The sequence below is a fragment of the Sediminibacterium sp. FW305-C-269 genome, assembly GCF_058231045.1.
The window spans coordinates 326,212-349,347 of the sequence record NZ_JBIQXQ010000001.1; the positions used below are offsets into that span (position 1 = coordinate 326,212).

General features: G+C 46.8%; 20 protein-coding genes. 11 read left to right on the forward strand and 9 right to left on the reverse strand.

What is annotated here, in order from left to right:
• Nucleotides 1-74 precede the first annotated feature (74 nt).
• The 3 genes from ACH3Y6_RS01300 to ACH3Y6_RS01310 all read right to left on the reverse strand — a co-directional run bounded on the left by ACH3Y6_RS01300 (nucleotide 75) and on the right by ACH3Y6_RS01310 (nucleotide 5,308).
• Nucleotides 75-3,848 carry a DEAD/DEAH box helicase gene (locus tag ACH3Y6_RS01300; RefSeq protein WP_490833757.1) on the reverse strand — a complete coding sequence of 1,258 codons (3,774 nt, stop codon included), beginning with the start codon at nucleotides 3,846-3,848 and terminating at the stop codon, nucleotides 75-77.
• Nucleotides 3,849-4,091: 243 nt separating this feature from the next.
• A complete protein-coding gene (locus ACH3Y6_RS01305) occupies nucleotides 4,092-4,820 on the reverse strand; it encodes a 2-phosphosulfolactate phosphatase (RefSeq protein ID WP_490833758.1) in 729 nt (242 codons plus the stop codon).
• Between the two features lie 149 nt (nucleotides 4,821-4,969).
• Nucleotides 4,970-5,308, reverse strand: coding sequence for a single-stranded DNA-binding protein (locus ACH3Y6_RS01310; RefSeq protein WP_490833759.1), 339 nt, complete (start codon nucleotides 5,306-5,308; stop codon nucleotides 4,970-4,972).
• 876 nt (nucleotides 5,309-6,184) lie between these two features.
• Between ACH3Y6_RS01310 and ACH3Y6_RS01315 the strand changes: the two genes are divergently transcribed.
• The 8 genes from ACH3Y6_RS01315 to ACH3Y6_RS01350 all read left to right on the forward strand — a co-directional run bounded on the left by ACH3Y6_RS01315 (nucleotide 6,185) and on the right by ACH3Y6_RS01350 (nucleotide 15,102).
• On the forward strand, nucleotides 6,185-12,346 hold the full coding sequence (locus tag ACH3Y6_RS01315) for an Ig-like domain-containing protein (protein WP_490833760.1): 6,162 nt from the start codon (nucleotides 6,185-6,187) through the stop codon (nucleotides 12,344-12,346).
• Between the two features lie 54 nt (nucleotides 12,347-12,400).
• Complete coding sequence (locus ACH3Y6_RS01320; protein WP_490833761.1) at nucleotides 12,401-13,030, forward strand: Crp/Fnr family transcriptional regulator; 630 nt, start codon at nucleotides 12,401-12,403, stop codon at nucleotides 13,028-13,030.
• A gap of 62 nt (nucleotides 13,031-13,092) precedes the next feature.
• Entirely contained in the window at nucleotides 13,093-13,335 is a 243-nt protein-coding gene (locus ACH3Y6_RS01325) for a YgaP family membrane protein (protein WP_490833762.1), read from the forward strand.
• Complete coding sequence (locus ACH3Y6_RS01330; RefSeq protein WP_490833763.1) at nucleotides 13,319-13,780, forward strand: OsmC family protein; 462 nt, start codon at nucleotides 13,319-13,321, stop codon at nucleotides 13,778-13,780. The genes ACH3Y6_RS01325 and ACH3Y6_RS01330 overlap by 17 nt, the downstream gene beginning before the upstream one ends.
• A gap of 13 nt (nucleotides 13,781-13,793) precedes the next feature.
• Nucleotides 13,794-14,108, forward strand: coding sequence for a rhodanese-like domain-containing protein (locus ACH3Y6_RS01335; protein WP_490833764.1), 315 nt, complete (start codon nucleotides 13,794-13,796; stop codon nucleotides 14,106-14,108).
• A gap of 1 nt (nucleotide 14,109) precedes the next feature.
• Nucleotides 14,110-14,331 (forward strand): hypothetical protein, encoded by a 222-nt coding sequence (locus tag ACH3Y6_RS01340; RefSeq protein ID WP_490833765.1) that lies wholly within the window; start codon nucleotides 14,110-14,112, stop codon nucleotides 14,329-14,331.
• Between the two features lies 1 nt (nucleotide 14,332).
• Nucleotides 14,333-14,632 (forward strand): thioredoxin, encoded by a 300-nt coding sequence (gene trxA, locus ACH3Y6_RS01345; RefSeq protein ID WP_490833766.1) that lies wholly within the window; start codon nucleotides 14,333-14,335, stop codon nucleotides 14,630-14,632.
• A gap of 107 nt (nucleotides 14,633-14,739) precedes the next feature.
• Nucleotides 14,740-15,102, forward strand: a complete 363-nt coding sequence (locus ACH3Y6_RS01350) for a hypothetical protein (RefSeq protein ID WP_490833767.1) — start codon at nucleotides 14,740-14,742, stop codon at nucleotides 15,100-15,102.
• A gap of 73 nt (nucleotides 15,103-15,175) precedes the next feature.
• Here the strand turns inward: ACH3Y6_RS01350 and ACH3Y6_RS01355 are convergent, their stop codons facing one another.
• From ACH3Y6_RS01355 to ACH3Y6_RS01380, 6 genes are all read right to left on the reverse strand, one after another.
• Nucleotides 15,176-15,556 carry a septal ring lytic transglycosylase RlpA family protein gene (locus ACH3Y6_RS01355; RefSeq protein WP_490833768.1) on the reverse strand — a complete coding sequence of 127 codons (381 nt, stop codon included), beginning with the start codon at nucleotides 15,554-15,556 and terminating at the stop codon, nucleotides 15,176-15,178.
• Nucleotides 15,557-15,689: 133 nt separating this feature from the next.
• On the reverse strand, nucleotides 15,690-16,775 hold the full coding sequence (gene gcvT / locus ACH3Y6_RS01360) for a glycine cleavage system aminomethyltransferase GcvT (RefSeq protein ID WP_490833769.1): 1,086 nt from the start codon (nucleotides 16,773-16,775) through the stop codon (nucleotides 15,690-15,692).
• A 201-nt stretch (nucleotides 16,776-16,976) separates the two neighbouring features.
• On the reverse strand, nucleotides 16,977-17,360 hold the full coding sequence (locus ACH3Y6_RS01365) for a hypothetical protein (protein ID WP_490833770.1): 384 nt from the start codon (nucleotides 17,358-17,360) through the stop codon (nucleotides 16,977-16,979).
• Nucleotides 17,361-17,460: 100 nt separating this feature from the next.
• Nucleotides 17,461-19,671: a PspC domain-containing protein gene (locus tag ACH3Y6_RS01370; protein ID WP_490833771.1), complete on the reverse strand. Its 2,211-nt coding sequence runs from the start codon at nucleotides 19,669-19,671 to the stop codon at nucleotides 17,461-17,463.
• A 23-nt stretch (nucleotides 19,672-19,694) separates the two neighbouring features.
• A complete protein-coding gene (locus tag ACH3Y6_RS01375; RefSeq protein WP_490833772.1) occupies nucleotides 19,695-20,060 on the reverse strand; it encodes a PadR family transcriptional regulator in 366 nt (121 codons plus the stop codon).
• A 72-nt stretch (nucleotides 20,061-20,132) separates the two neighbouring features.
• Nucleotides 20,133-20,327 (reverse strand): hypothetical protein, encoded by a 195-nt coding sequence (locus ACH3Y6_RS01380; RefSeq protein WP_490833773.1) that lies wholly within the window; start codon nucleotides 20,325-20,327, stop codon nucleotides 20,133-20,135.
• Nucleotides 20,328-20,684: 357 nt separating this feature from the next.
• Here ACH3Y6_RS01380 and ACH3Y6_RS01385 point away from each other — a divergent pair, with 357 nt between their 5' ends.
• From ACH3Y6_RS01385 to arsB, 3 genes are all read left to right on the forward strand, one after another.
• Nucleotides 20,685-21,020, forward strand: coding sequence for an ArsR/SmtB family transcription factor (locus tag ACH3Y6_RS01385; protein WP_490833774.1), 336 nt, complete (start codon nucleotides 20,685-20,687; stop codon nucleotides 21,018-21,020).
• Nucleotides 21,021-21,094: 74 nt separating this feature from the next.
• Nucleotides 21,095-21,946, forward strand: coding sequence for an arsenite methyltransferase (locus ACH3Y6_RS01390; protein ID WP_490833775.1), 852 nt, complete (start codon nucleotides 21,095-21,097; stop codon nucleotides 21,944-21,946).
• A 101-nt stretch (nucleotides 21,947-22,047) separates the two neighbouring features.
• The gene (gene arsB, locus ACH3Y6_RS01395; RefSeq protein WP_490833776.1) at nucleotides 22,048-23,133 is read left to right on the forward strand and encodes an ACR3 family arsenite efflux transporter; all 1,086 of its coding nucleotides are present in this window, start codon (nucleotides 22,048-22,050) and stop codon (nucleotides 23,131-23,133) included.
• The last annotated feature ends 3 nt before the right edge of the window (nucleotides 23,134-23,136 follow it).

Below are 23,136 nucleotides of genomic sequence, written 5' to 3' on the forward strand. Positions count from 1 at the left end.
ACAGCCTTCTATCAGGCTGTTTTATTTTATATATTGTATCGGTTATTAACTACTGTACTACCAAGAAATCCTGTTTAACTGAACAGGTATTCCACATCTTCTTTTGTCAGTGTCTTCACAAATCCCTCATCATCAGTGATCAGGTCTTTGGCAAGGTTACGTTTGCGTTCCTGCAGTTTTAATATCTTATCCTCTACCGTATCTGTACAGATCATGCGGTAAGCAAAAATATTCTTGGTCTGGCCGATACGGTGTGTACGGTCTATAGCTTGTTGCTCAACAGCCGGGTTCCACCAGGGATCTACAATATATACATAATCTGCCGCTGTTAAATTCAAACCTACGCCTCCTGCTTTAAGCGAGATCAGGAACACGCGGCAATTATCATCATTCTGGAATCGATGGATCGATCTTTCCCTTTCAGCCACGGTGCTGCTTCCATCGAAATATTCATAATCTACACCCAGTTCCTTCATTTTTTCTTTAATCAGCGCCAGCATACCCAGGAACTGCGAGAACACCAATGCTTTATGATTACTGATATTCTCGGTGATTTCTCGGCCTATCTCCTCGAGCTTTACCGATACATTCGGAAAACGTTCTTCTTCTTTTACAATAGCCGGGCTGTCGCAGATCTGGCGCAACTTCATCAGACCCTGCAAAATGGTGAGCTGTGATTTCTGGATACCCTGGTTCTCAACTACGCCCAGGATCTTGTCGCGGTAATCATTCCGGTAAGCATCATAAATTTTACGCTGTTCATCGCCCATCTCGCAGAACAAGACCATTTCCTGTTTTTCGGGAAGATCTTTGGCCACCTGTTCTTTGGTGCGTCGTAGGATAAAGGGGTATAATAATTTACGCAGGTGATCTTTCTGTTCTTTCTCACCAAACTTATCTATTGGCACTGAGAATTCCTGTTTAAAGAATTCAATGCTTCCCAGCATACCAGGATTCAGAAAATTCATCTGCGCAAAAATATCGAATGTATTATTCTGCAATGGTGTACCACTCAAACACAAACGGTTTCTGGCTTTCAATAATCCGGCCGCCTTGGTTACTTTACTACTCGGATTTTTGATGGCCTGGCTTTCATCGAGGATCACGTAGTCAAAAGCCACATCTACAAACTGCTTGATATCGCTCCTGAGGGTACCATAGGTGGTGATGATCACATCGATCTCCGGGTCGGCCAGATTTTCTTTGGAGCGACCTCCCCCATGGTGTATGGAGAACGTAAGATTCGGCGTGAATTTCCGGATCTCGTTCTGCCAGTTGAACATAAGCGTGGTGGGACAAACCACCAACGCTTTCAGACTTCCATTCTCCTCTTTCAGGTGATGCAGAAAACTCAAAGCCTGAATGGTTTTACCCAATCCCATATCATCGGCCAGAATACCACCCCACTGTACTTCACGGAGGTAATTCAACCATTGGAAACCGCTCTCCTGGTAAGGACGCAATACCGATTTCAGGTGTGCCGGCGCTGGTATGGGTTTGATGGAATGATTGTCCTTCAGGCGTTCATATTTTTCTTCCAGTTGAAAGAAAAGCTCTTCCTCATCGCGCTGCAGGTACAATTCCTCGATGACACTGAAGTGATACTTGCTCAGCTTCATGTTGCCCGACTTACCATCCCCCACACGGAACAGCAGCGAATATTTTTTGATCCACTCTTCCGGTAAAATTCCCAATGTGCCATCCTGCAGCTGCACAAACTGCTGCTTGTTGGTAAGGGCTTTTTTTACCTCGTCCACCGTTACTTTCTGTTCACCAAACAATATCTCCACCTTTGCATCGAACCAATCGGTGTTACTACTGATAAAAATCTTGGTAGAAGGTTTAGCCGTATTGAAACGGAAATTTTTCAGCGCTTCAAAACCAAATACGGGAATATTCATTTCCTTTACCGCATCTACAAACAGGAAAAACCAGTTGTTTCGCAATACATCCGTCCCCTTTAAAGCCAACACATTACCTTCTACCGGTCGGATAAAACCGGAGTGAAGAGATTCTAACTTCTGTACAAATTCTTTTTCTGCTTCCAGGTTTCGCTGTATCACCAGCAATTTATCAGTAATCGGTAAAATGATCTTCTCTTTATCAGCTGGCCGCACATCATACCCTCTGTAATTAAATACCGGTTGAAACAAAAGGTATTCGCCTTTTTCTTTCAATAATACCTTCACTTCCGGTTTGCAATCTTTCACTTCTTCTTTCTGCACATTGGTAAAATGTACATTATATTCCTTTGATAAAGGAAGTATGAACTGCTGTAGCTGTACTGCCCAGTCCTCCGCTGCAATGCTGATCTTTCCGACAGGCAGGAATTTCTCAACCAGGTTAATATCTTCTGCACGCTGCCACGTAAAAAACTGGTCGTGATACTGGAACAGCAGCGCCGACTCACTTTCATTATCCGAAATATTCAGGTCGGCCAGTGGCAGTTTAACACGACAATCCACTTCGTATCTGCCATTCGTATAATTTACCTCGAATTCGGGACTGATGAATTGCTGCATCAGCTCTGCCTGTTTCAGGTTCGCTGTAGTGAAGGTTTTCCGGGAGGGCAGGTAAAACACGAACCGGCTATCTGCCAGATCGGTAAATATCTTTTTGAGTTTGGGATGCAGGAATTCGTTGATAAGGTGTCTCGTTTCTTCCGGTAATTCATCGTCATGCTGCTGGATGATGTTTTCCCAGATACCACTGAAAGGAGAGTTACGGTTCAGGTAACGGCTCACTTCTGCCGGCATCAGCTTGCGTAATTGTTGCAAAAGCATCTTATCATCTTCACTGAACACTTCCGTATTAATGAACTTGGCAAGATCCAGTTTCACAGTTTTACTGATATAGCGGGTAAGTTCTTCATCGGCTTCGCCCTGTACTGCCTCCAACTGTACATAAGGGTATTGCTGTCCGTTACCTGTGATTACCACCCCCAGTTTCAGGGATGTTTTACCAGTCTCTTCTTCAACAATAATTGGAGCCGTAACAGCAGGAGCCGGTTCAGGCTCCGACAGCCGGGGTCGTTGCTCTGCTGCTGTATTATTCGTTACCCTTTTAATCGAGCTATCCAGTACCCGTAAAAAAGGCTTACCGTCTGTATAGGTAAATTCAAATTTACCTTTCAGATCGTCACTGAGTGAATAGCCATACAGGGCCAGGAGTTTATTTTTTTCTTTATCCCAGTTACGGATACTGTCAAAATAATTAGGTCCGTAATTATGCAGCAATTGCAGCAATACAATGCCTTTATGTAAACAAAGGGGATGATCCGTATCGCTTTGGCAGGTACAGCTGGTATCAAAATTTCTTTCTTCGTTCTTCTGGATCAGTACTTTGAACTGCTCTCCTTCATACTCCAGTTCGGCCAACACACGCTCATCTTTGGCTTCCAGGATATTACTCCGGTTGCTGCGCAGGTAATTTTCGGCTGCTTCAAAATTTTCCTGGGCTGATAACATGCGGATCAGCTTTAGCTCCAATTGTTTCATTTTAACTACCGTATGCCGCTGGTCGTATACGGTTTCCTTATCGCCCAACAGGTTCTTATCCAACAGGTCCTGCAGGTGAAACAATGCTCCGGCTTTATGTCGGCATATTTCGGAAAGATTATAGGGACAGCTGCACCGGAGCGATAGGGTTTTGGGATCTTTGAACTGGGTAATATGCACTTTATAAAAAGTGGTATACCCATCATCCTTTACGCGGAAGATCACAGAAGCCATCAGGTCATCATATTCCACTAACTCTACATTACCCAGGGCATGAATCTTTTTACCACGGCGGATCACTTCTTCTGTGCCACTGTTATAGATATGTTTGATCAGGTAAGGTAAAGCCATGTTCTGTGACTGATTTGCTTTCTGGCATCGGTATGGTTGCAGAAAAACAGGTTTTTCAAACAACAGTCACCGGACCAGGTTTTGAAAAGGGCAATTTGCAAAAGTAAAGGAAAGGAACTGGCTTTGCGAAGGGAAATAAAAGAAATCTGTCCCGATAAAGGGTTTGTTAACAGATAATGGGCTAATTGGTAATCTTTTGTTAACGAAAGTTTCGGCTGAGACCGCCTATGCAAAATCAATGGTTTATGACTGCTCAACCACCAGGTCTCCATTCCTGTAGATGGGCAAAACATTGGCCAAGTCCCTGCTCACGCAGTATTCGAGGTCTTTTTCCAGGCCATAAGATGCCAGCCGGTGCCAATGGGTGGTGCGGCGAATAAAACTGTTCATATTGCCACGATGCATCTCATACATATCAGCGGCCATGAGGCTGCTGTCGCAGTGAATGGTGAAATGGTCTTTGATCTCATGGATCACAGCTCCGGCAAACAAAGCGTCTTCCAGGTTACAGCGGTCTTTCCAGGCAGAACAACCCAGGTATACATTCTTTTGCTGTGATACCAGGAACCGGCATACTGCCGAAATATTGGGGAAAGAGCCTGTCACCACTTCTGCCGCACCCTGGTTTAAGGCCATATGCAGCAGTTTGGTACCATTGGTGGTGGTCAGCACCAGTGTTTTACCCTCTATAAAAGAGCGCGGGTATTCAGCAGGCGAATTCCCGTAAGACAAACCCGGTATCACTTTACCATCCCGCTCTCCAGCGGTGATTCCCCCGGTTCTATTACCAATTTCGATACACTGGTCAACCGAATCTACCGGTATCACTTTTTCGGCTCCGTTGTACAGTGCCGTGGCAATGGTGGATGTTGCACGAAAAACATCAATCACCACCACGATGCTGTCGCTGATATCATATAGGTCCAGTAACCGTGGTGAAAGAACCGTATGCAGGGTAGGTTTTATACTCATAAAACAGCAAAGATACTCCTTTACCCATATCGAACTTTCCCGATAGTAGTTTCTCCAACCCTCGCTTATGAGAAATTGGGGTCAGGAATGCCTGTAAGGTAACTGATGATACATTGATTCCGATACTGCCATTCTTAACCCAGACAGATCTATGCTTTTTTTGTGAGGATCAGTAATTCATTAGCCTGTACTTCTGTCACAAATTTTTTCACCCCCTGTTTATCCGTATAGTTACGATTTACGAGTTTCCCTTCGATGGCTACTTCCGTTCCCTTGACCAGGTATTTCTCGGCGATCTCTGCCAACTTACCCCAGGCTATCACGGAATGCCATTGTGTTTCTGTGATCCTCTCCCCTTTTGCGTTTTTGTAGGTCTCGTGGGTAGCCACATTCAGATGGGCCACTTTTTTACCATCACCGATCGTTTTTACGTCAGGCACCTGTCCCAGGAACCCGATCAACTGTACTTTGTTCTTAATTGCATTCATAAACTTTTGTTTTTCAGCGTAATAAAATGGCAGTATCCCTCCTGCCCATAACAATGCAAATATGAAAATCACAACATCCGAAAGACGGTGTTTAGTCGTTTACTTTCGTAAATAAATATTTGTAAATAACTAACAGTAACCAGCACGGTACGATCATCTTCAAAAACAACCGTTTATGTATTTTTTATTGATAAACAGGGCTGTGTCGTATAACAACTACAGGCGTTCTCGTCAAGTGTAGACGAAAAAGGATTTAACTTTACATAAGCTGGATTGCATTAATGATCATAACAACACAATATTCATCATCACATTTACATGTTCCGAAATCTTTTCAGAAGGCTATTTCTTTATGTGTATTGGATGAATGATTCAACAAGTCATCAGGCTATTCCGTTATCTAGACTTTGGCAAAAAATATTTTCTGGCCTGCCTGTAAAAAAACAACTGAGATTAATTTTAGGAGCAACTGGTATAGTACTGGGAAATGCTTCCATAGCGCAGGTTACTACTGTATTTATTGATTTCAGTAATGCAAAAGACACTTCTGTTACTTTCTCAACTTTAAAGAGAAACGGAAGTGCCTGTAATGTGGCAAATGGTAATTGTATCGAATTTCATATTACACTTAATCCCGGTTCTGACTTGGTAAACCTTGATGTTCAGAAGCCCGCCCCCACAGGAGCATCAACTTATTACCAAGTAAATTGTGGACCAGCTACTTCTTTAGCCACCCCAGCATGTATTTCGGGCCTCTCTCAAGTTGTAATTACATTTTGTAAATCCGGTAATGATGCTCCCGATTACATCATATCAGCATCTTCTATTGTAAAAGGATCTGCCGATCTCGTGTTACGTCAAAACTGTTCGGGGTTAATGAGTGTAACCGGATTACAAGCAACATCTACTATATGGACTTCCGTTTATCCAGGCACAATCGGACAGTACAATAATTACTTAAGTTGTGCGTCAGGATGCACTTCCACAACGGTTACGCCACAAACTGGTTCTCCTGACTATATAGATTATAAAGTCAGCGGCAATGTTAATAACTGTGCAACCAGTAAAGCAGATACCATCCGTGTATATGCCAGACCAACCATGGCCGTATCCATCACCCCCAATAATCCTGCCATCTGTTCCGGTGCCAGTACTGCTCTAAACGCATCCGTTACAGGAGGTAATCCACCCTATACTTATGCATGGAGCACCGGCGCCAGCGGCACGGGTATTATTGCCAATACTGTTGGCAGTTACTCGGTCACCGTATCAGACAATACAACAGGATGCGCCGCCATCACACAAACGGCAACAGTCACTGCCGCACCTACGCCCGCTGCACCAACCGCTTCAGGCCTTTCCATCTGTGCCGGCAATAATACCACGCTCACAGTCACCGCACCGGGCGGCACTTATGAATGGTTCAATGCAGCTTCCGGCGGCACGCTGCTTGGTACCGGCAGCAGTTATAACACACCCGTTCTTAACAGTACCACTACCTACTATGTACAAACTACCGTAAATGGCTGTATAAGTGAAAGAACGCCTGTTACAGTCACGGTCAATCCAATTCCCGCCGCCCCTACCGTTAATGGCGGGAGTTTGTGTGTTGGCAATTCTCTCACACTTACTGCAACTGCTCCGGGCGGTACCTATGCCTGGTATGATGCTGCCAACGGTGGTAGCCTGCTGGCATCAACAGACAGTTACACCACCCCTATACTGAATGCCACCAGCAGCTATTATGTACAGACCAGTATATCCGGATGTACCAGCGCCAGGGCACAGGTAACGGCTACCGTAATACCCAAACAGGACCCGGCATTTACGTATCCTTCCGGAACTTATTGCGTGTCCGGTTCCAATCCGATACCCACGATTGCAGGCGGCGTGGGCTCGGGAAGCTTCAGTGCATCATCCGCAGATCTTGTTTTTGTGAGTACAACAACCGGAGAGATCAATATTGCTGCCAGTAAAATCGGAACCTACGCTATCCAGTTTGTGACCAATGGTACCTGCACCTATACAAGCACTGCGAATATTACCATTACCAATGCACCCAATGCTTCCTTCTCTTACAATGGCAGCCCCTACTGTCCGCAACAACTCACAGCAACGCCCAGTTTCGTCTTGGGTGCCAGCGCAGGTATCTTCAGCGCCGCCAGCGGTCTGGTGTTTAAAAATAACAGTACCGGTGAGATAGATCTCAAAGCAAGTACACCGGGCACTTACACGGTTACCAATACAATCACGGCTGCTGGTGGCTGCGCCGCCACGAGCGCTACGGGTAGTATTATCATTTCAGCCGAACCTACGGTCAATGCCGGTGCTGATCAGACGGTTTGTTCCGGTACTGCAGTGAACCTTACCGGCATCATCGGCGGAACTGCCAGCAGTGCCAGCTGGTCGGGCGGCAGCGGCAGTTTCAGCAATGCATCGCAATTATCCACCGTGTACACCCCCGCAGCAAATGAAACCACCGTTAACCTGTATCTGACCACCAATGCTCCCGGTTCCTGTGCTGCGGCCAAAGATACCGTGGTACTGTACATCGTTCCTACACCCACCAAACCAACCATAGCAGGTACAACCATCTGCGCCGGGCAATCCACTACTTTATCAGCCACCGCTCCCGGAGGCAGTTACGAATGGTTCGACGTAGCAACGGGTGGCGACCGTTTTGGATCAGGCGCCAGTTACAGTACGCCCATTTTGAACAGTTCACAAACCTATTACGTTCAGACAACAATTGCCGGTTGCCAGAGTAAACGCACTCCTGTAACCGTAACGGTGACACCACTGCCTGCCGCACCAACCGTAGCCAATACAAGTATCTGTACCGGCAATACCACTACACTTACCGCATCAGCACCCGGAGGCTCTTACCAATGGTATGATGCAGTATCCGGAGGTAACTTACTGACATCTGCCAATACCTATACGACACCTTCTCTATATGCATCTACCTCCTATTATGTTCAGACAACATTGGCAGGATGTACCGGCAATCGCTCGGTTGTAACAGTTACCGTGAACCCGGCGCCGGCAGCACCTGCGGTATTGGGTAGCACCATCTGTGCCGGCAACAGTAGTTTTCTTACCGCCACCGCTCCCGGAGGTGATTACGAATGGTACGATGCCGCCATTAATGGTAGCCAGGTAGGTAACGGCAGCAGTTTTACAACCCCTTTGCTGAACAATTCAACGACCTATTATGTACAGACAACCGTTGCAGGATGTACTGGGAACAGAACTGCCGTAACAGTGAATGTTACACCCAAACCGGCCGCCCCTGCAGCACAGGCTGCTTCTGTCTGCGCTGGCAACAGTGCGTCTCTTTCTGTAACCGCACCGGGAGGAACTTATCAATGGTTCGATGCTGCATCTGGAGGTTCACTGCTTGCCACAGGTAGCAGCTATCAAACACCCGTACTCAGCACCAGCACCAACTACTATGTACAAACCTCTGTGAATGGATGCACAGGTCCAAGAGCTACCATTACCGCTATCGTAATTGCCATACCTGCTGCACCAACTGCAAGTGGGGGCAGTATTTGTACCGGTAACAGCATACTGCTCAATGCCACAGCTCCAGGTGGTAATTACCAATGGTATGATGCTGCATCTGGAGGTAGTTTATTGGCTTCTTCTACCAGCTTTACGACACCTGTGCTGAGCACTACCACCAGCTATTTTGTGCAAACAACCCTGTCGGGATGTACCAGCAGCAGAACACAGGTAAACGTCACTGTGATTCCCAAACAGGACCCGGCATTTACCTATCCGTCCGGAACTTTCTGTGTTTCGGGAAGTAACCCCGTTCCAACCATTGCCGCTTCGGTCAGCGGCACTTTCAGCGCTTCGCCTGACGGACTCGTGTTTGCCAATACCACAACCGGAGAGATCAATGTTGCGGCCAGCCGGGTAGGTACTTATACCGTTCAGTTCGTTACCAATGGAATATGTGTTTATACCAGCACATCAACGGTTACCATCACCAATGCTCCCAACGCTTCTTTTTCTTATAAGGGGCCATATTGTCCGCAACAATTGACGGCAATACCTGACTTCCCCACATTGGCCAGTGCAGGTGTTTTCAGTGCTGCAGCAGGGCTGGTATTTAAAAATAGCAGCACTGGCGAGATAGACCTGAAATTAAGCACACCAGGCACTTACCTCGTTACCAATAATATTGCGGCATCTTCCACGGGGTGCATTGCAACCAGTGCTACCTATTCCGTAACCATCAATACAGAACCCATTGCAGATGCTGGTGCAAACCAAACCGTTTGTTCCGGCACAATAGTCAATCTTGCCGGTATCATTGGCGGATCTGCCAGCAGTGTCAGCTGGTCTGGCGGCAATGGTGTTTTCAGCACTCCGTCACAACTGGCTACCCAATACACACCTGATGCCAACGAAACGACCATCAAACTGTATCTCACGTCCAATGATCCAACCGGTCCCTGTGCCGCTGCCAGAGACAGTATGAACATCTACATCATACCTACCCCTGCTGCACCAACAGTTAAAAGCGTCTCCATTTGTATTGGTAACACAACCAACTTAACAGCCACGGCACCCGGAGGTAATTATGAATGGTACAACCTAGCCAGTGGAGGTACACCCATCAACAAAACAGCCACCTTTACAACACCAGTACTTTCTGCAAACAATACTTATTATGTGCAAACAACCGTCAATACCTGTATCAGTCCGCGTACCCCTGTAACTGTTACCGTTGCCCCAAAACCTTCTATTATAAGTGCCCCCAACAGCGAAGTCTGCTCGGCCCAGCCCATGACCTATCAGATCCTGAGTGATCGTGCCGGAAGCACCTTCACGTGGAGTCGTGCTGCCATTGGGGGCATCAGTAATCCAGCGAACAGTGCGCATACCGACAACAGCATTGTAGAAGTCCTTAATAACACTACCTCCTCCGACATAGCGGTTGGCTACCAGATCATCCCCGAAAACAATGGCTGCATCGGCGACCCTTTCGTGCATACGGTACTGGTAAAACCAACACCGGCTTCACCTACACTTACCAACAGCACACCGGTTTGCGTGGGCTCTGCACTTTCTTTATTTACCAGTACGGTAACCGGTGCTTCCTACCAATGGTCTGGACCCAATAATTTTTCTTCTTCCCTGCAAAACCCTGTGATCACAGATGTGGTGCTGGCGTCGGCAGGGAACTACCAGGTACGTATCACCGTGAACGGGTGTAGCAGTATGCCCAGCATCAAAACCATTGCTCCCGTAATAGCAGCCCCGTCAGCCAGCAGCAATTCGCCGGTATGTGAGGGTAATACCATACAGCTCAGTACAGCCGGACTGTCCGGGGCCAGTTACCAGTGGAGCGGGCCGCTTGGTTTCAGTTCCTTATCGCAGAACCCATCACTCCCTGCTGCGGCCACCAATAAAGCCGGTATATATTATGTGACCGCTTTTATTGCCGGTTGTCAGGGCCTGAAAGATTCTGTGATCATACAAGTGAATAGACCTCCGGGACCACCGGCCATCACCACCAATTCACCCGTATGTGTACTCGACTCCATTGTATTACAGGCACAGGGTGCAGCCAGCACACAATTCAAATGGTCGGGGCCTAATAGTTTTTCATCGAATTCCGCATCGCCGGTTATCCCGAAAGCTTCTGTACAGAATGACGGCACTTATAATGTTACCGCCAGTATACCAGGATGTACTACTACCAGTGCAGCCTCTGTAACGGTTGCAGTGAATATGATCCCCAATATTCAGCAGATAAACAATAATGGACCCCTTTGCGAGGGAAGTACCTTATCACTTTCAGCCAGCAGCCTGGCAGGTGCCAGTTATCAATGGGGCAGTAGTTCCGGTTTCCGTTCGAATGAACAAAACCCTAAGCTCACCAATATCACTGCAGTCAACGGCGAAACCTACTTTGTAACTGCCACCAGAAACGGATGCAAAGGTGATACCGCATTTACCAAAGTAACGGTGGTAAAACCCGCCATAGCCAATGCCGGACGTAACGTATCAGTTTGTGCCAACAATGCTGCTGTATGGCTTACGGGAACGATAACCGGGGAAGATACCCAAACAGGAACCTGGACCAGCTCCGGCAAAGGTGTTTTTTCACCCAATGCCAATAGCTTATCCGCTATGTATCTGCCGGCCAAAGAAGATACGGTTCAACGATCGGTTATACTTACACTTACCACCAGCAATAATAAACGCTGCGCGGCTACCAGTTCCTCGATGCAGATCCGTATTAACCCTGCCCCCATTGTTAATGCCGGTAGTGATGGAGCAGTTTGTGCCAATGATTCACTCATTAACCTGCAGGGATGGGTAGGCAATGCGGGAAGTGCCCGCTGGCAAAGCTCAGGATCAGGCTTGTTCAGAAAGGCAGACGCTGACCCGCTGCATTATATCTACACCCCTTCAGCCACCGATATACAGAAAGGCAAACTCAATTTTTACCTCACCAGCACCGACAATGGGAGCTGTTTACCTGTAAAAGATACGGTGGCGTATACCATCCGGCCTGCTCCCCATGTAAATGCCGGTGAAGATCTGTTGCTGTTTGAAAAAGAAAGTTTCGTTCTCAGGCCGGAAATCACCGGAAATGATCTTACATACCTCTGGAGCCCGGATCTTTACCTCAGCAGCGACACTGTCAGGAACCCATTGCTGACTGCTACCAATAACCAGACATATACGATCCGGGTAACCGGTACAGGGTCCTGTGTGGCAGAAGACCAGGTATTTGTACGGGTACTGAAACAGATCACCATCCCCAATATCTTTTCGCCCAATGGCGATGGAATTTATGACCTGTGGAATATCCCACAGCTGGCCAATTACCCGGGCTCCATAGTAGAAGTATATACCCGAACCGGACAGAAAATCTTTAGTTCAGTAGGATACGACAAGCCCTGGGATGGCACTTATAACGGTAAACCGGTACCGGTAGCCACTTACTACTATATTGTACGCCCTAATTTCAGGAACCTTCTCTTTTCCGGTTCCGTTACGGTTATCCGGTAAGGAATGGGCATGAGAAGCCTGCATGTTTCCGACTAAGCGTATCTTTGAAGCATCATGAGTCTATACCCTTTACTCGATACCGTTTTTGAACCCGAACTGCTGGAAGAACTGGAAACCAGGGCGGAACATCGTTTTATTCCTGCCGGAACCAAACTGGTTTCTATTGGACAGACCGTAAGGCAGATGCCCATATTGTTATCCGGCTCCCTGAAAATATCAAGGGTAGACGAAGACGGAAAAGAGCTGCTGCTGTATTATGTAAACCCGGCCGAAAGTTGTGCCATGACCTTCACCTGCTGTATGCAACAGTTTCCGAGTGAGATCGAGGCTGTAGCCGAAGAGGACTCCGAGATCCTGTTCCTGCCCATTACCGTTATGGACCAATGGCTGGTAAAATATCCCACCTGGAAAAGTTTTGTGATGCGCACCATCCATTACAGATTCCAGGAACTGCTGAAAACGGTTGACCAGATCGCCTTTCAACAGTTAGATGAAAGGCTGGTCCGCTACCTGAAAGAAAAAGTAAAGATCAGCGGCTCACCCTTACTGAATCTGTCACACGAACAGATCGCTACCGACCTGGCTACTTCCCGCGTGGTGGTTTCCAGGCTGCTAAAAAAACTGGAGAACCAGAAAAAACTGCTTTTATACCGCAACCAGGTAAGACTCCTTGGGGATATGTAACATAAGTAACAGATAACCCTGCATACCCTTGGTACTTTTGTATTGAAGAATACAATTCAGATATGAAAGTGAATATAGGTACTACAGACAGGGTGATCCGTTTATTCCTGGCAACCCTTGTTTTTACCGTACTGTACCTGACCACTTATTTGAGTGAAACCCTGGCCATTAGCGCAGTGTTGCTGGGACTGGCTTGTATCATGACCAGCGTCCTGGGATTCTGTCCTTTGTACCACACGTTACGCCTGAACACAAACAAATTCTATACACCTACCAAAAAGTTTGAAAATGACACACGAAATTGAAACCCAATGGATGGGAAAAATGCAGTTTAATGCACTGGTAAACGGGCATACTATTGTTATGGATGGTCCCGAAAGAGTGGGCGGTGAAGACCAGGGGCCCATACCCAAACCATTCGTTCTGACAGCACTCTCCGGTTGCACAGGTATGGATGTAGCAGCTATTCTCCGTAAATCCGGTAAGGAAGTAACTGATTTTGATATAAAAGTATCGGGTGAAATCAGTAAACAGGCTCCCATTGTATATGTAGCCATCCACGTGATCTATGATTTCAAAGGACCGGAAGAAAACCGCAATGCGGCACTTCAGGCAGTGATGGACTCACAGGAAAAATACTGTGGTGTAAGCCATATGCTCAAACAGATCATGCCAGTTACCTGGGAAGTGAATTATAACGGTGTATCCGTTTTCTCGAACAAAAAAGAAACCATAGCAGAACTTAACTAAAACCAACACTTACATGTTAGATGCTTTAAAGAGTATGCTGGGCATGGGTCCGGCAACAGATTATGCAGAACTGGTAAAGAACGGGGCGCAGATCATTGATGTAAGAACCACGATAGAGTTCCGAAGCGGACATATCAAAGGATCCATCAATATCCCGCTGGATACACTGCATCAACAAATGTCGAAGATCAAAAAGAATCAACCTGTGATCACCTGTTGCGCTTCCGGCATGCGCAGCGGATCAGCCAAACAGATCCTGTTATCAAATGGCTATACTGAAGTATACAACGGTGGTGGATGGGCTGGTTTACAAAACAAAATCCGTTAATATGAAAAAAAGAATTCTTACCGGCTGGTCTGCAAGAAGGGTCCTATACCTGATCCTGGGCATTATTGTAGTCGTTCAGGGTATTATAGACAAAGAATGGATCTGGTTATTGCCAGGCCTTTACTTTACCGCCATGGGTGTATTTGCTTTCGGTTGTGCCTCGGGCAACTGCTATGGCGGCCAGTGTTATGTGAATCCTAAAACAACTCCCAAAAAATCCTGATATGGCAGCATTTACAGATATTCTGAACCAGGAGAAACTGGTATTGGTAGACTTCTTCGCCGAATGGTGCGGTCCCTGTAAAATGATGGCGCCCATCCTGAAAGACCTGAAGACCAAAATAGGCGATGATGCCACGATCCTGAAAATGGACGTGGATAAGAATCCCGCACTGGCCAATCACTTCCAGATACAGGGGGTTCCTACGCTTATCCTTTTCAAAGATGGTCAGCCCGTATGGCGACAGTCCGGCGTTGTGGCGGCCAATCAGTTACAACAGGTAATCAGTCAGTATCAGTCATAAGCTGGACAGCTAAAAAAACAGATAGAAAGCGTATAAATACGCTTTCTTTTTTTTGATGCACGTCCTATTTTGGCTAACAGGTTATCACCCAATCCAAAATCTGCCTCATGCTGACCACTGCCAAACATTGCCTCAACTGCCATACGCAACTACATGGCCGTACCGACAAAAAATTTTGTAATGACTATTGCCGCAACACACACCACAATACGCTGAACAGTGATGGTAACAGCTGTATGCGCAACATCAACCACAGCCTGCGCAAGAACCGGCGTATCCTGGAAAACCTGCTGCAGAACGGGAGACTCATCACCAGGTACCCCCGTGAGTTACTGCAAAACAAAGGGTTCAGTTTTCGCTATTTTACCCACCAGCAAACCAACCGGAAAGGCAACCCGGTATATTTCTGCTACGATTACGGATACCGGTTGCTGGACAAAGATCAGGTAGCGATCGTGAGAGAATATTGAACAGAGGAACAAGGAACAAATGAATATCCCTTCGATCAACATTCGTCTGTTCCTTGTTCATCAGTTCATCTGTTCAATACCTGATCTTCACTTTCACCACTCCCGCATTCTCCATATCTATTTTGCGGGCAGCGGAACGGGTAAGATCGATAATGCGGCCCGGAATAAAAGGTCCGCGATCGTTGATACGCACTTTGACAGATTTACCATTGGAAAGATTGGTAACTTTTACTTTGGTGCCGAAAGGAAGTGTTTTATGTGCCGCGGTGAGTTTAGAAGAATGGTAGATCTCTCCATTGGCCGTTTTGCGCCCATTGTAACTTTCCGAATAAAAAGAAGCTATTCCGGTTTCTGTTCCGCTCACCTCACGCGAAGAACCTGGTGTATGTTTCCGATGGCAGGAAGTTGCCAGTAATACAAAGGCTAACAAAACCGGTAACAGTTGTTTTATCATGGTACAAAGCTATCCAGCACTACTCCGGAAGAAAAACATTTATTATCAACAAAGCGTTGGTTTTGTTAATAACAATCCATAAAAAAGCCGCTGACCAGGCTGATCAGCGGCTGAAATATCATTCAGTAAATACTTATGCGAAAGGCGTTTTCACCACTTTCGCCCGAACCGGTGTATTGCGGATATCGATGAAGATCTCACTGTCCAGCGCAGCATGTGATACAGATACATAGCCCATACCGATACCCTTGTTCAGCGAAGGTGCCTGCGTACCGCTGGTTACTTTACCAATAGTGTTTCCAGCGGCATCTTTGATCAGGTAATCGTGGCGGGGAATACCGCGGTCGATCATCTCAAAACCCACCAGTTTACGGGTAACCCCGGCGGCTTTCTGCTGCTGGAGGATCTCTTTGGCTGTAAAATCCTTCGTGAATTTGGTGATCCATCCCAGACCCGCTTCCAGTGGCGATGTGGTATCGTCAATATCATTTCCGTACAAACAGTAACCCATTTCCAGTCGCAGTGTATCACGTGCGCCCAGTCCGATCGGCTTCAGGCCCTGTGGGGCACCGATCTCAAAAATGGCATCCCAGATCTTATCTGCTGCTCCGTCCTTGTCTTCAAAATAGATCTCCACGCCACCCGCGCCGGTATATCCGGTTGCGCTGACCAGCACATTATCCACTCCGGCAAATTTTCCTTTGGTGAACGTGTAGTATTTCAGGTTCATGATATCGGTATCCACCAGCGGCTGCAGCATCTTGGTGGCATTGGGCCCCTGGATCGCCAGCAGACAGGTCTTATCGCTGATATTATGCATTTCCACACCCCCGGTGTTGTATTTGCTGATCCAGTTCCAGTCTTTCTCAATATTGGAAGCATTCACAACGATCATATACACTTTATTGTATTCAATGCAGTATACAATCAGGTCGTCTACAATGCCGCCTTGCTCATTGGGTAAACAGCCGTATTGGGCCTGTCCGTCAGTGATCTTGGAAACATCGTTGGAAGTAACCCGCTGGATCAGGTCCAACGCATGTTCACCCTTCAGGATAAACTCGCCCATATGGCTCACGTCGAACACCCCGGCATTATTGCGAACAGCTGCGTGTTCATCGTTAATGCCGCTATAACTGATGGGCATATTGTACCCTGCAAATTCCGCCATCTTGGCGCCGAGAGCAATGTGTTTCTGGGTAAATGGGGTCGACTTCATGGTGTTTCTGGATTGGTAAACGCCGCAAAAATAGGTGAAGCACCCCTGCCGAAAAAATAAAAAGCAGTAACCGGGAGGCACTGCTTTATGCAAGTGTTATATGCATCAATGATCATAGGTGATGAGACGTTTGATCTTCCAACCCTCACTGGTCTTTTCCCATACATGCAGGAACTTGAATGTTCCCCGCACCATTTTACCCTATTCCCTATGACTAAACGTATGCAAGCCGGTCTGAATGGCCCCGAACGCTTTGATGGGGTATACTTTCATGCTGCTTTTTACCAGTTCCCAGGTCAGAATATACTCTTTGGCAAACAGCTCTTTGAACGAAACCATTGTTTCCTCATAAGTTCTGAACCCGGCATTATCCTGGTATACTTCTAGGCCGGTCGAGAAGTATTTTTTCATGCCTTCTAGGTCACGCATATTGAACGCCTGGAAAAGCAGGCTGTCCATGGTAGCCAGTTCCCGGTAAAGGGGGCCTGCCTGGGTATCCTGTTTATGTGGCTGTGCGGCACCTCTGGCAACCAATGAAAAAAGAAGGAAACAGATCAGTAAGATCCGGTTGAGTGAGGCAGGCATAGAAATGGATATCGTGAGAAATGAAACGATCGTCCGAAGTAAGGGAAGAACCCCATCCTGTGATCAAGACAGGGTTCTTGGATCCCAACTTCAACCGAGTTTATAAAGTCATCTGCATCATTGTCAGTCTTGACAGCTCAGCAACCGTGGGCTGTTGCTCACCGTTTTCCGGTGCTTTCGGTGCATCGGGTGCTTTCGTTGCATTGGGCGCTGTAATCGTAGCTGCTGTTTTCTGGTAGCGATAACGGGTGGTATCTACCGGTTTATCCAGTTCTTTCTTCAGCTCTTCCGCTTCTTTCTGCTTCTTCTCGTACTCCTTTTTCAGTTCTTCCTTGCTTTTTTTGAAATTCTCCACTGCCTCTGTATCGCTGTTCTCATCGTTATTGTCATTCTCTTTCTTGTCTAACCGCTCCAGTCCACCGGGTGTCATCACATATTCCACATCGGAACTCCACCAGTAGTCGTTGTTCCAGTCCTCATCAAAGTCCCAGTCGTTACGACCCGAATTGATATGGAATGAATGCAGTCTGCGCGATACGGATTCCTTGATCACGATGCGTTTACCAACAGGAACCTGCAGGTTAACGGTCACACTCTGGTTACGGAAACGGGTACCACGCTGCAAGGAGAATCCGCGGTCCAGGTAGACCAGACTATCTTGCTGATCGATCCCGTAGCTGATCTCTTTTACATTACGCAGGGCTGAGCCTTCATCCGGACCATTGCTGTACTTATAAGAACCGATATGGAAGAGTGAGTCATTGCTTTTTACGATGCGTAAGCGTACGTTATTCAGGAACAGGCTGTCATCGCTCATGCTCAGGATACCATCCATCCGGAACCAGCGGCCATACACTTTTACTTTACTCTCCGGTACGTTCACGATCAGTTTTCCTGTGCTGGGCTGTACAATGGTATAATCCTGTTTGTCGCGCGCCCTTGCATCAAAATTGCGTGCAATGGAAGCCGCGAGTAAACCAGCGCATACCAGGCCTATGAACCAAAGGCCACCGAAAGTGAATCCCAGGTATTTGTTACCCGATCTTACCCCCATAATCCGGCGGATGACCCAGGTAATAAAGGCTACCACGGGCACACCCAGGAATAACAGGAGTGTAGACCATGCCAGGAAATTCTGCCAGAACCCTTCCAGGAAAAAATTCTTTAAGGGAAAAACACCTATACCTGCTACCATAATGGCCAGTAACGCTACCAGTAAAGCAAAAGCAATGATACCGGCGATAAAGAGGAAAAAGGCTTTGAACAGGATACCGATGGCACGGCCAAGGCGACTTCCGCCTCTTTTAATGGCAGAACCTGCTTCCGCCCCAAACTGCTGCCCTGTCTGTCCGATAGTACTGCCTACTTCCTGGCTGAAATCCCTGGCTTTGTTTTTAAATTCGCCACCCCATTTCTCGGCACGTGATTTAAACCCCTCTAGGTCTTCCTGGATCGTATTTTTGATCGTATTCAGGTCTACTTTTTCGCCACGCATCTCCAGTTTTTCAGAAGCGCTCTTGGCTTCCGGGATCACCGCCCATAATACGGCATACACGATGAACAGGGTACCGCCAAAGGATCCAAATATGATGCTGGGGAAGGGATCCACATCAAACCAGAAGATACCCCTGAAAATTGAATTGATGATACCCAGTACCAGCGGCAGGGCAAAAATCAACCGAGGTATCCACACCGCGATATCGAAATAAGAAGCGATACCGCTGGCCACACCTGCCACTACTTTTTCTTCCGGGTTACGATACAGGCGTTTGGTAGATGTGGTATGCACCAATGCCTTTGAAGGAAGTATGATCCACAATAAGATGTATAAAAGGATACCGGTTCCCGCGCCGAAGCTGATCAAAGCGAATACCAGGCGAACAATGGTAGGATCTACCCGTAAATACGTAGCCAGTCCACCGCACACACCACCCAGTATCTTATCATTCTCATTACGGTATAAACGGCCACGGGGCGATTCGCTATCGGCAGAATGCTGTTGGCTCCTGTTTTCTTCTCCACCCAGCTGGGATTTTACTTTACCTTCTTCTCCTTCAAAGTCTTCGGGGCGACCCATACTTTCAATGATCTGGTTCACATCTGCTTCTGTAATGCAGGTGCTCCCTTTCTTCAGGCTTTCGCCAAACAGTTCGGCAATACGGCCCTCAATATCGTTGATGATCTCATCACGTCCCTCCTCATCTGCAAAGAACCTGCGCAAACTTTCCACATACTGCTTCAGCATGTCGTAGGCAGCTTCCTCAATGGGGATCACCCTGCCCTGAAAGTTTATATTGATTACCTTTTTCATGTCAGTTCAATTTTATTGGTTGGTTAAGGTTGGGATTGGATTTCTTCGGATGGTTTGTTTTCTGCAGGTTGTGTCAGGGCATGAACAGCATCCGCCAGTTCCTGCCAGGTTCTTTCCAGTTCTCCGTAGAATTCGAGGCCTTTATCGGTCATCACGAAATATTTACGGGGTGGTCCGCTGTTGCTTTCTACCCAGCGGTAGGTAAGCAGTCCTGCATTCTTTAATCGAGTAAGCAAAGGATAGAGAGTTCCCTCCAGGATGTGGAGGTTAGCTGCTTTCATCCGCTCAACCAGGTCTGAAGGATACACTTCACCCTGGCGAATGATGGATAAAATACAAAACTCCAATACGCCCTTTCGCATCTGACTTTGTGTGTTCTGAATGTCCATAACCGGAGTTTTTTGCCCTGCCGCCTTACTGATTAAATTGGCAGGCTTTGTGATTGAATGATGTCGTTGCTGTTAGTATGCCAAATGTCTTCTGACAATTCTTGTCCTGCGACTGCGTTCCATGTTCCAGAGGTCTACCACTCCAAAAGCGGGTTTCTGGTTTACCTGGGCAACATTTGTGGCTACTGTCTCTTTCACTTCTTTCACTAAGTTATTCAACTGGTTTTCGCCCAGTGCCTGAAAGAAGAAGTTGTTTTGCGTTTTCATGATCTCTTTATTTTAATGTTTTCTTTTTTCCGTTGTTGGGGAGGATCCTGCTGTGATTCTTCTGGTTCATTCCCTTTGACAACACAAAGATGTACATTTATTTGGTACTATGCAACACATAGTACCAGTTTTTTTCAGGTAATAGGTAGCGGACAATAACTGGTTTACTATAAACTATTGATTATCATTTATTTATCGATAGTGGAGTATTTTGAGAAATGTTAAACGGTTCTATTTATTGACAAACGGTTTCTGTTGCATAACCTGTCGAGATCTGAAAAAAAATATTTATCGTATTTGTACGATAAATAAACAAATCCCTTTTACTTTGCATTATCGTACAAAAACGATAAACCAATGGCATCAGCAAAAACAGAGGTATTTACACAGGCAGAGCAGGATCTGGCCGCTTTTGCGAAAGTACTATCGCACCCGGCCCGTATAGCCATATTAAAGATACTGGCAGCACAGAACGCCTGTATTTGTGGCGAGATCGTAGAAGTACTGCCCCTGGCTCAATCCACCGTATCGCAACATTTAAAGGAATTAAAGAATGCAGGACTAATCAAAGGAACCATCGAAGGACCCAAGAGCTGTTATTGCATCAACCGGGAAGCATTTGAAAAATTAAATCAGGAATTCAACGCATTATTTCAAACACTGCAAACAGAGATCGCCGGTAACTGTTGCTGACAAGTTTCTGCACGTTCATCCTACAGCCGTTGCTTACCTGCAAAGACATTTTATAAAATCTTAAATACATGTATATGCAAACCGAAAAGGAATTAAAAGCACTCGTAAAAGAAAAGTATAGCGAGATCGCTGATCAATCCCGCACACAGAATCTCTCATCCTGCTGCGGCTCTGGTTGTTGCAGCGATGAAGTCTATAACATCATGTCCGATGACTATAGCCAGCTGAAAGGATACACGGCCGATGCGGACCTTGGCCTGGGTTGCGGTCTGCCCACCGAATTCGCGAAGATCAAAAAAGGCGATGTGGTGATAGACCTGGGCAGTGGCGCCGGTAACGACTGTTTTGTGGCACGCGCAGCCACCGGCGAAACCGGTAAAGTGATCGGTATCGACTTTACGGAGAAGATGATCGAGAAAGCAAGAACAAACGCCGAAAAATTGGGCTACCACAACGTAGAGTTTCGCTTTGGCGATATCGAACACATGCCGGTATCGGCCAATGTTGCAGATGTGGTGGTCAGCAATTGCGTACTCAACCTGGTTCCCAACAAGTTCCATGTATTACAGGAAGTATTCCGCGTATTGAAACCCGGCGGCCACTTCAGCATCTCTGATATTGTGCTGGAAGGGGAATTGCCCGCTCAACTGAAACAGGCCGCAGAAATGTATGCCGGTTGTGTATCAGGTGCCATTCAGAAACAGGTATATCTGGAACTGATCCATGCAACCGGTTTTACCAACATTACTTTGCAGAAAGAGAAAGTGATCAACATTCCGGATGATATCCTGATCAAGTATATCAGCAAGGAAGAGATCGCCGCTTTCCGGAACAGTAATATGGGTATTTACAGCGTAACCGTTTATGCCGAGAAACCTGGAGATAATAAAGAAAACTGTTGCACACCGGGTTCGGGTTGCTGTTAGCAAAACGAATGCATGACAACAGCAAAGTAGCAGCTACATGGGCATCCTGCGTAACTGTTTCTTTGCGTATGTTTCAGAAATTTTCAATAATCCAACTGCTTATGTCCGTCCATAACTGCGCCCCCGCTCATGAAAGAAAAAAACTCGGTTTTCTAGATCGTTATCTCACCCTTTGGATATTCCTGGCCATGGCCATCGGTGTGGGCACGGGGTATCTGTTCCCATCATCGGCTGTTTTCATCAACCATTTTTCAAGCGGCACAACTAATATACCGCTGGCGGCAGGGCTGATACTGATGATGTACCCACCCCTGGCCAAAGTACGTTATGAAAACATGGGGGAAGTATTCAGGAACAAGCGCGTATTGGGTGCTTCCCTTTTACTGAACTGGATCGTTGGTCCCATCGTCATGTTTCTACTTGCAGTTCTTTTCCTGCAGGGATATCCGGAATATATGACCGGCCTGATACTGATTGGCCTGGCCCGTTGTATCGCAATGGTGGTGGTATGGAATGAACTGGCTGAAGGCAACCGCGAGTATGCTGCAGGCCTGGTGGCATTGAACAGTATCTTCCAGGTATTGTTGTATAGTGTTTATGCCTGGTTCTTCATCACGGTTCTGCCACCGTATTTCGGCATCAGCGGACTCGAAGTGAACATTACCATCGGGATGATCGCAAGATCTGTAGCCATCTACCTGGGTATTCCTTTTGCTGCCGGATTGATCAGCCGCTATGCACTGATCCGGTTAAAAGGAGAAGATTGGTTTCAGCAAAAATTCATTCCGGTCATTTCACCCATTACACTGATCGCTCTGCTGTTCACCATCGTTATCATGTTCAGCCTGAAGGGAGAACTGATTGTACGTATCCCGATGGATGTTGTACGTATTGCCCTGCCCCTGCTGGTCTATTTCATCCTGATGTTCCTCTCTGGTTTTTTCATTGCCAGAAAACTGGGTGCCGACTATTCCAAAAATGCAGCTATCGCATTCACGGCTACCGGCAACAATTTTGAACTGGCCATTGCCGTAGCCATCGGTGTGTTCGGCATCAATTCGGGACAGGCATTTGCCGGTGTTATCGGTCCATTGGTAGAAGTGCCTGCACTGATCGCATTGGTGAATGTAGCATTCTGGCTGAAGAAAAAATATTATACGCACCCAACCCATACTACACATCCATAAACT

Bases quoted from the DNA above. Each gene is read 5' to 3' on its own strand.
- ACH3Y6_RS01300 (WP_490833757.1), bottom strand. From the start codon at position 3,848: ATGGCTTTACCTTACCTGATCAAACATATCTATAACAGTGGCACAGAA.
- ACH3Y6_RS01305 (WP_490833758.1), bottom strand. From the start codon at position 4,820: ATGAGTATAAAACCTACCCTGCATACGGTTCTTTCACCACGGTTACTG.
- ACH3Y6_RS01310 (WP_490833759.1), bottom strand. From the start codon at position 5,308: ATGAATGCAATTAAGAACAAAGTACAGTTGATCGGGTTCCTGGGACAG.
- ACH3Y6_RS01315 (WP_490833760.1), top strand. From the start codon at position 6,185: ATGAGTGTAACCGGATTACAAGCAACATCTACTATATGGACTTCCGTT.
- ACH3Y6_RS01320 (WP_490833761.1), top strand. From the start codon at position 12,401: ATGAGTCTATACCCTTTACTCGATACCGTTTTTGAACCCGAACTGCTG.
- ACH3Y6_RS01325 (WP_490833762.1), top strand. From the start codon at position 13,093: ATGAAAGTGAATATAGGTACTACAGACAGGGTGATCCGTTTATTCCTG.
- ACH3Y6_RS01330 (WP_490833763.1), top strand. From the start codon at position 13,319: ATGACACACGAAATTGAAACCCAATGGATGGGAAAAATGCAGTTTAAT.
- ACH3Y6_RS01335 (WP_490833764.1), top strand. From the start codon at position 13,794: ATGTTAGATGCTTTAAAGAGTATGCTGGGCATGGGTCCGGCAACAGAT.
- ACH3Y6_RS01340 (WP_490833765.1), top strand. From the start codon at position 14,110: ATGAAAAAAAGAATTCTTACCGGCTGGTCTGCAAGAAGGGTCCTATAC.
- trxA (WP_490833766.1), top strand. From the start codon at position 14,333: ATGGCAGCATTTACAGATATTCTGAACCAGGAGAAACTGGTATTGGTA.
- ACH3Y6_RS01350 (WP_490833767.1), top strand. From the start codon at position 14,740: ATGCTGACCACTGCCAAACATTGCCTCAACTGCCATACGCAACTACAT.
- ACH3Y6_RS01355 (WP_490833768.1), bottom strand. From the start codon at position 15,556: ATGATAAAACAACTGTTACCGGTTTTGTTAGCCTTTGTATTACTGGCA.
- gcvT (WP_490833769.1), bottom strand. From the start codon at position 16,775: ATGAAGTCGACCCCATTTACCCAGAAACACATTGCTCTCGGCGCCAAG.
- ACH3Y6_RS01365 (WP_490833770.1), bottom strand. From the start codon at position 17,360: ATGCCTGCCTCACTCAACCGGATCTTACTGATCTGTTTCCTTCTTTTT.
- ACH3Y6_RS01370 (WP_490833771.1), bottom strand. From the start codon at position 19,671: ATGAAAAAGGTAATCAATATAAACTTTCAGGGCAGGGTGATCCCCATT.
- ACH3Y6_RS01375 (WP_490833772.1), bottom strand. From the start codon at position 20,060: ATGGACATTCAGAACACACAAAGTCAGATGCGAAAGGGCGTATTGGAG.
- ACH3Y6_RS01380 (WP_490833773.1), bottom strand. From the start codon at position 20,327: ATGAAAACGCAAAACAACTTCTTCTTTCAGGCACTGGGCGAAAACCAG.
- ACH3Y6_RS01385 (WP_490833774.1), top strand. From the start codon at position 20,685: ATGGCATCAGCAAAAACAGAGGTATTTACACAGGCAGAGCAGGATCTG.
- ACH3Y6_RS01390 (WP_490833775.1), top strand. From the start codon at position 21,095: ATGCAAACCGAAAAGGAATTAAAAGCACTCGTAAAAGAAAAGTATAGC.
- arsB (WP_490833776.1), top strand. From the start codon at position 22,048: ATGTCCGTCCATAACTGCGCCCCCGCTCATGAAAGAAAAAAACTCGGT.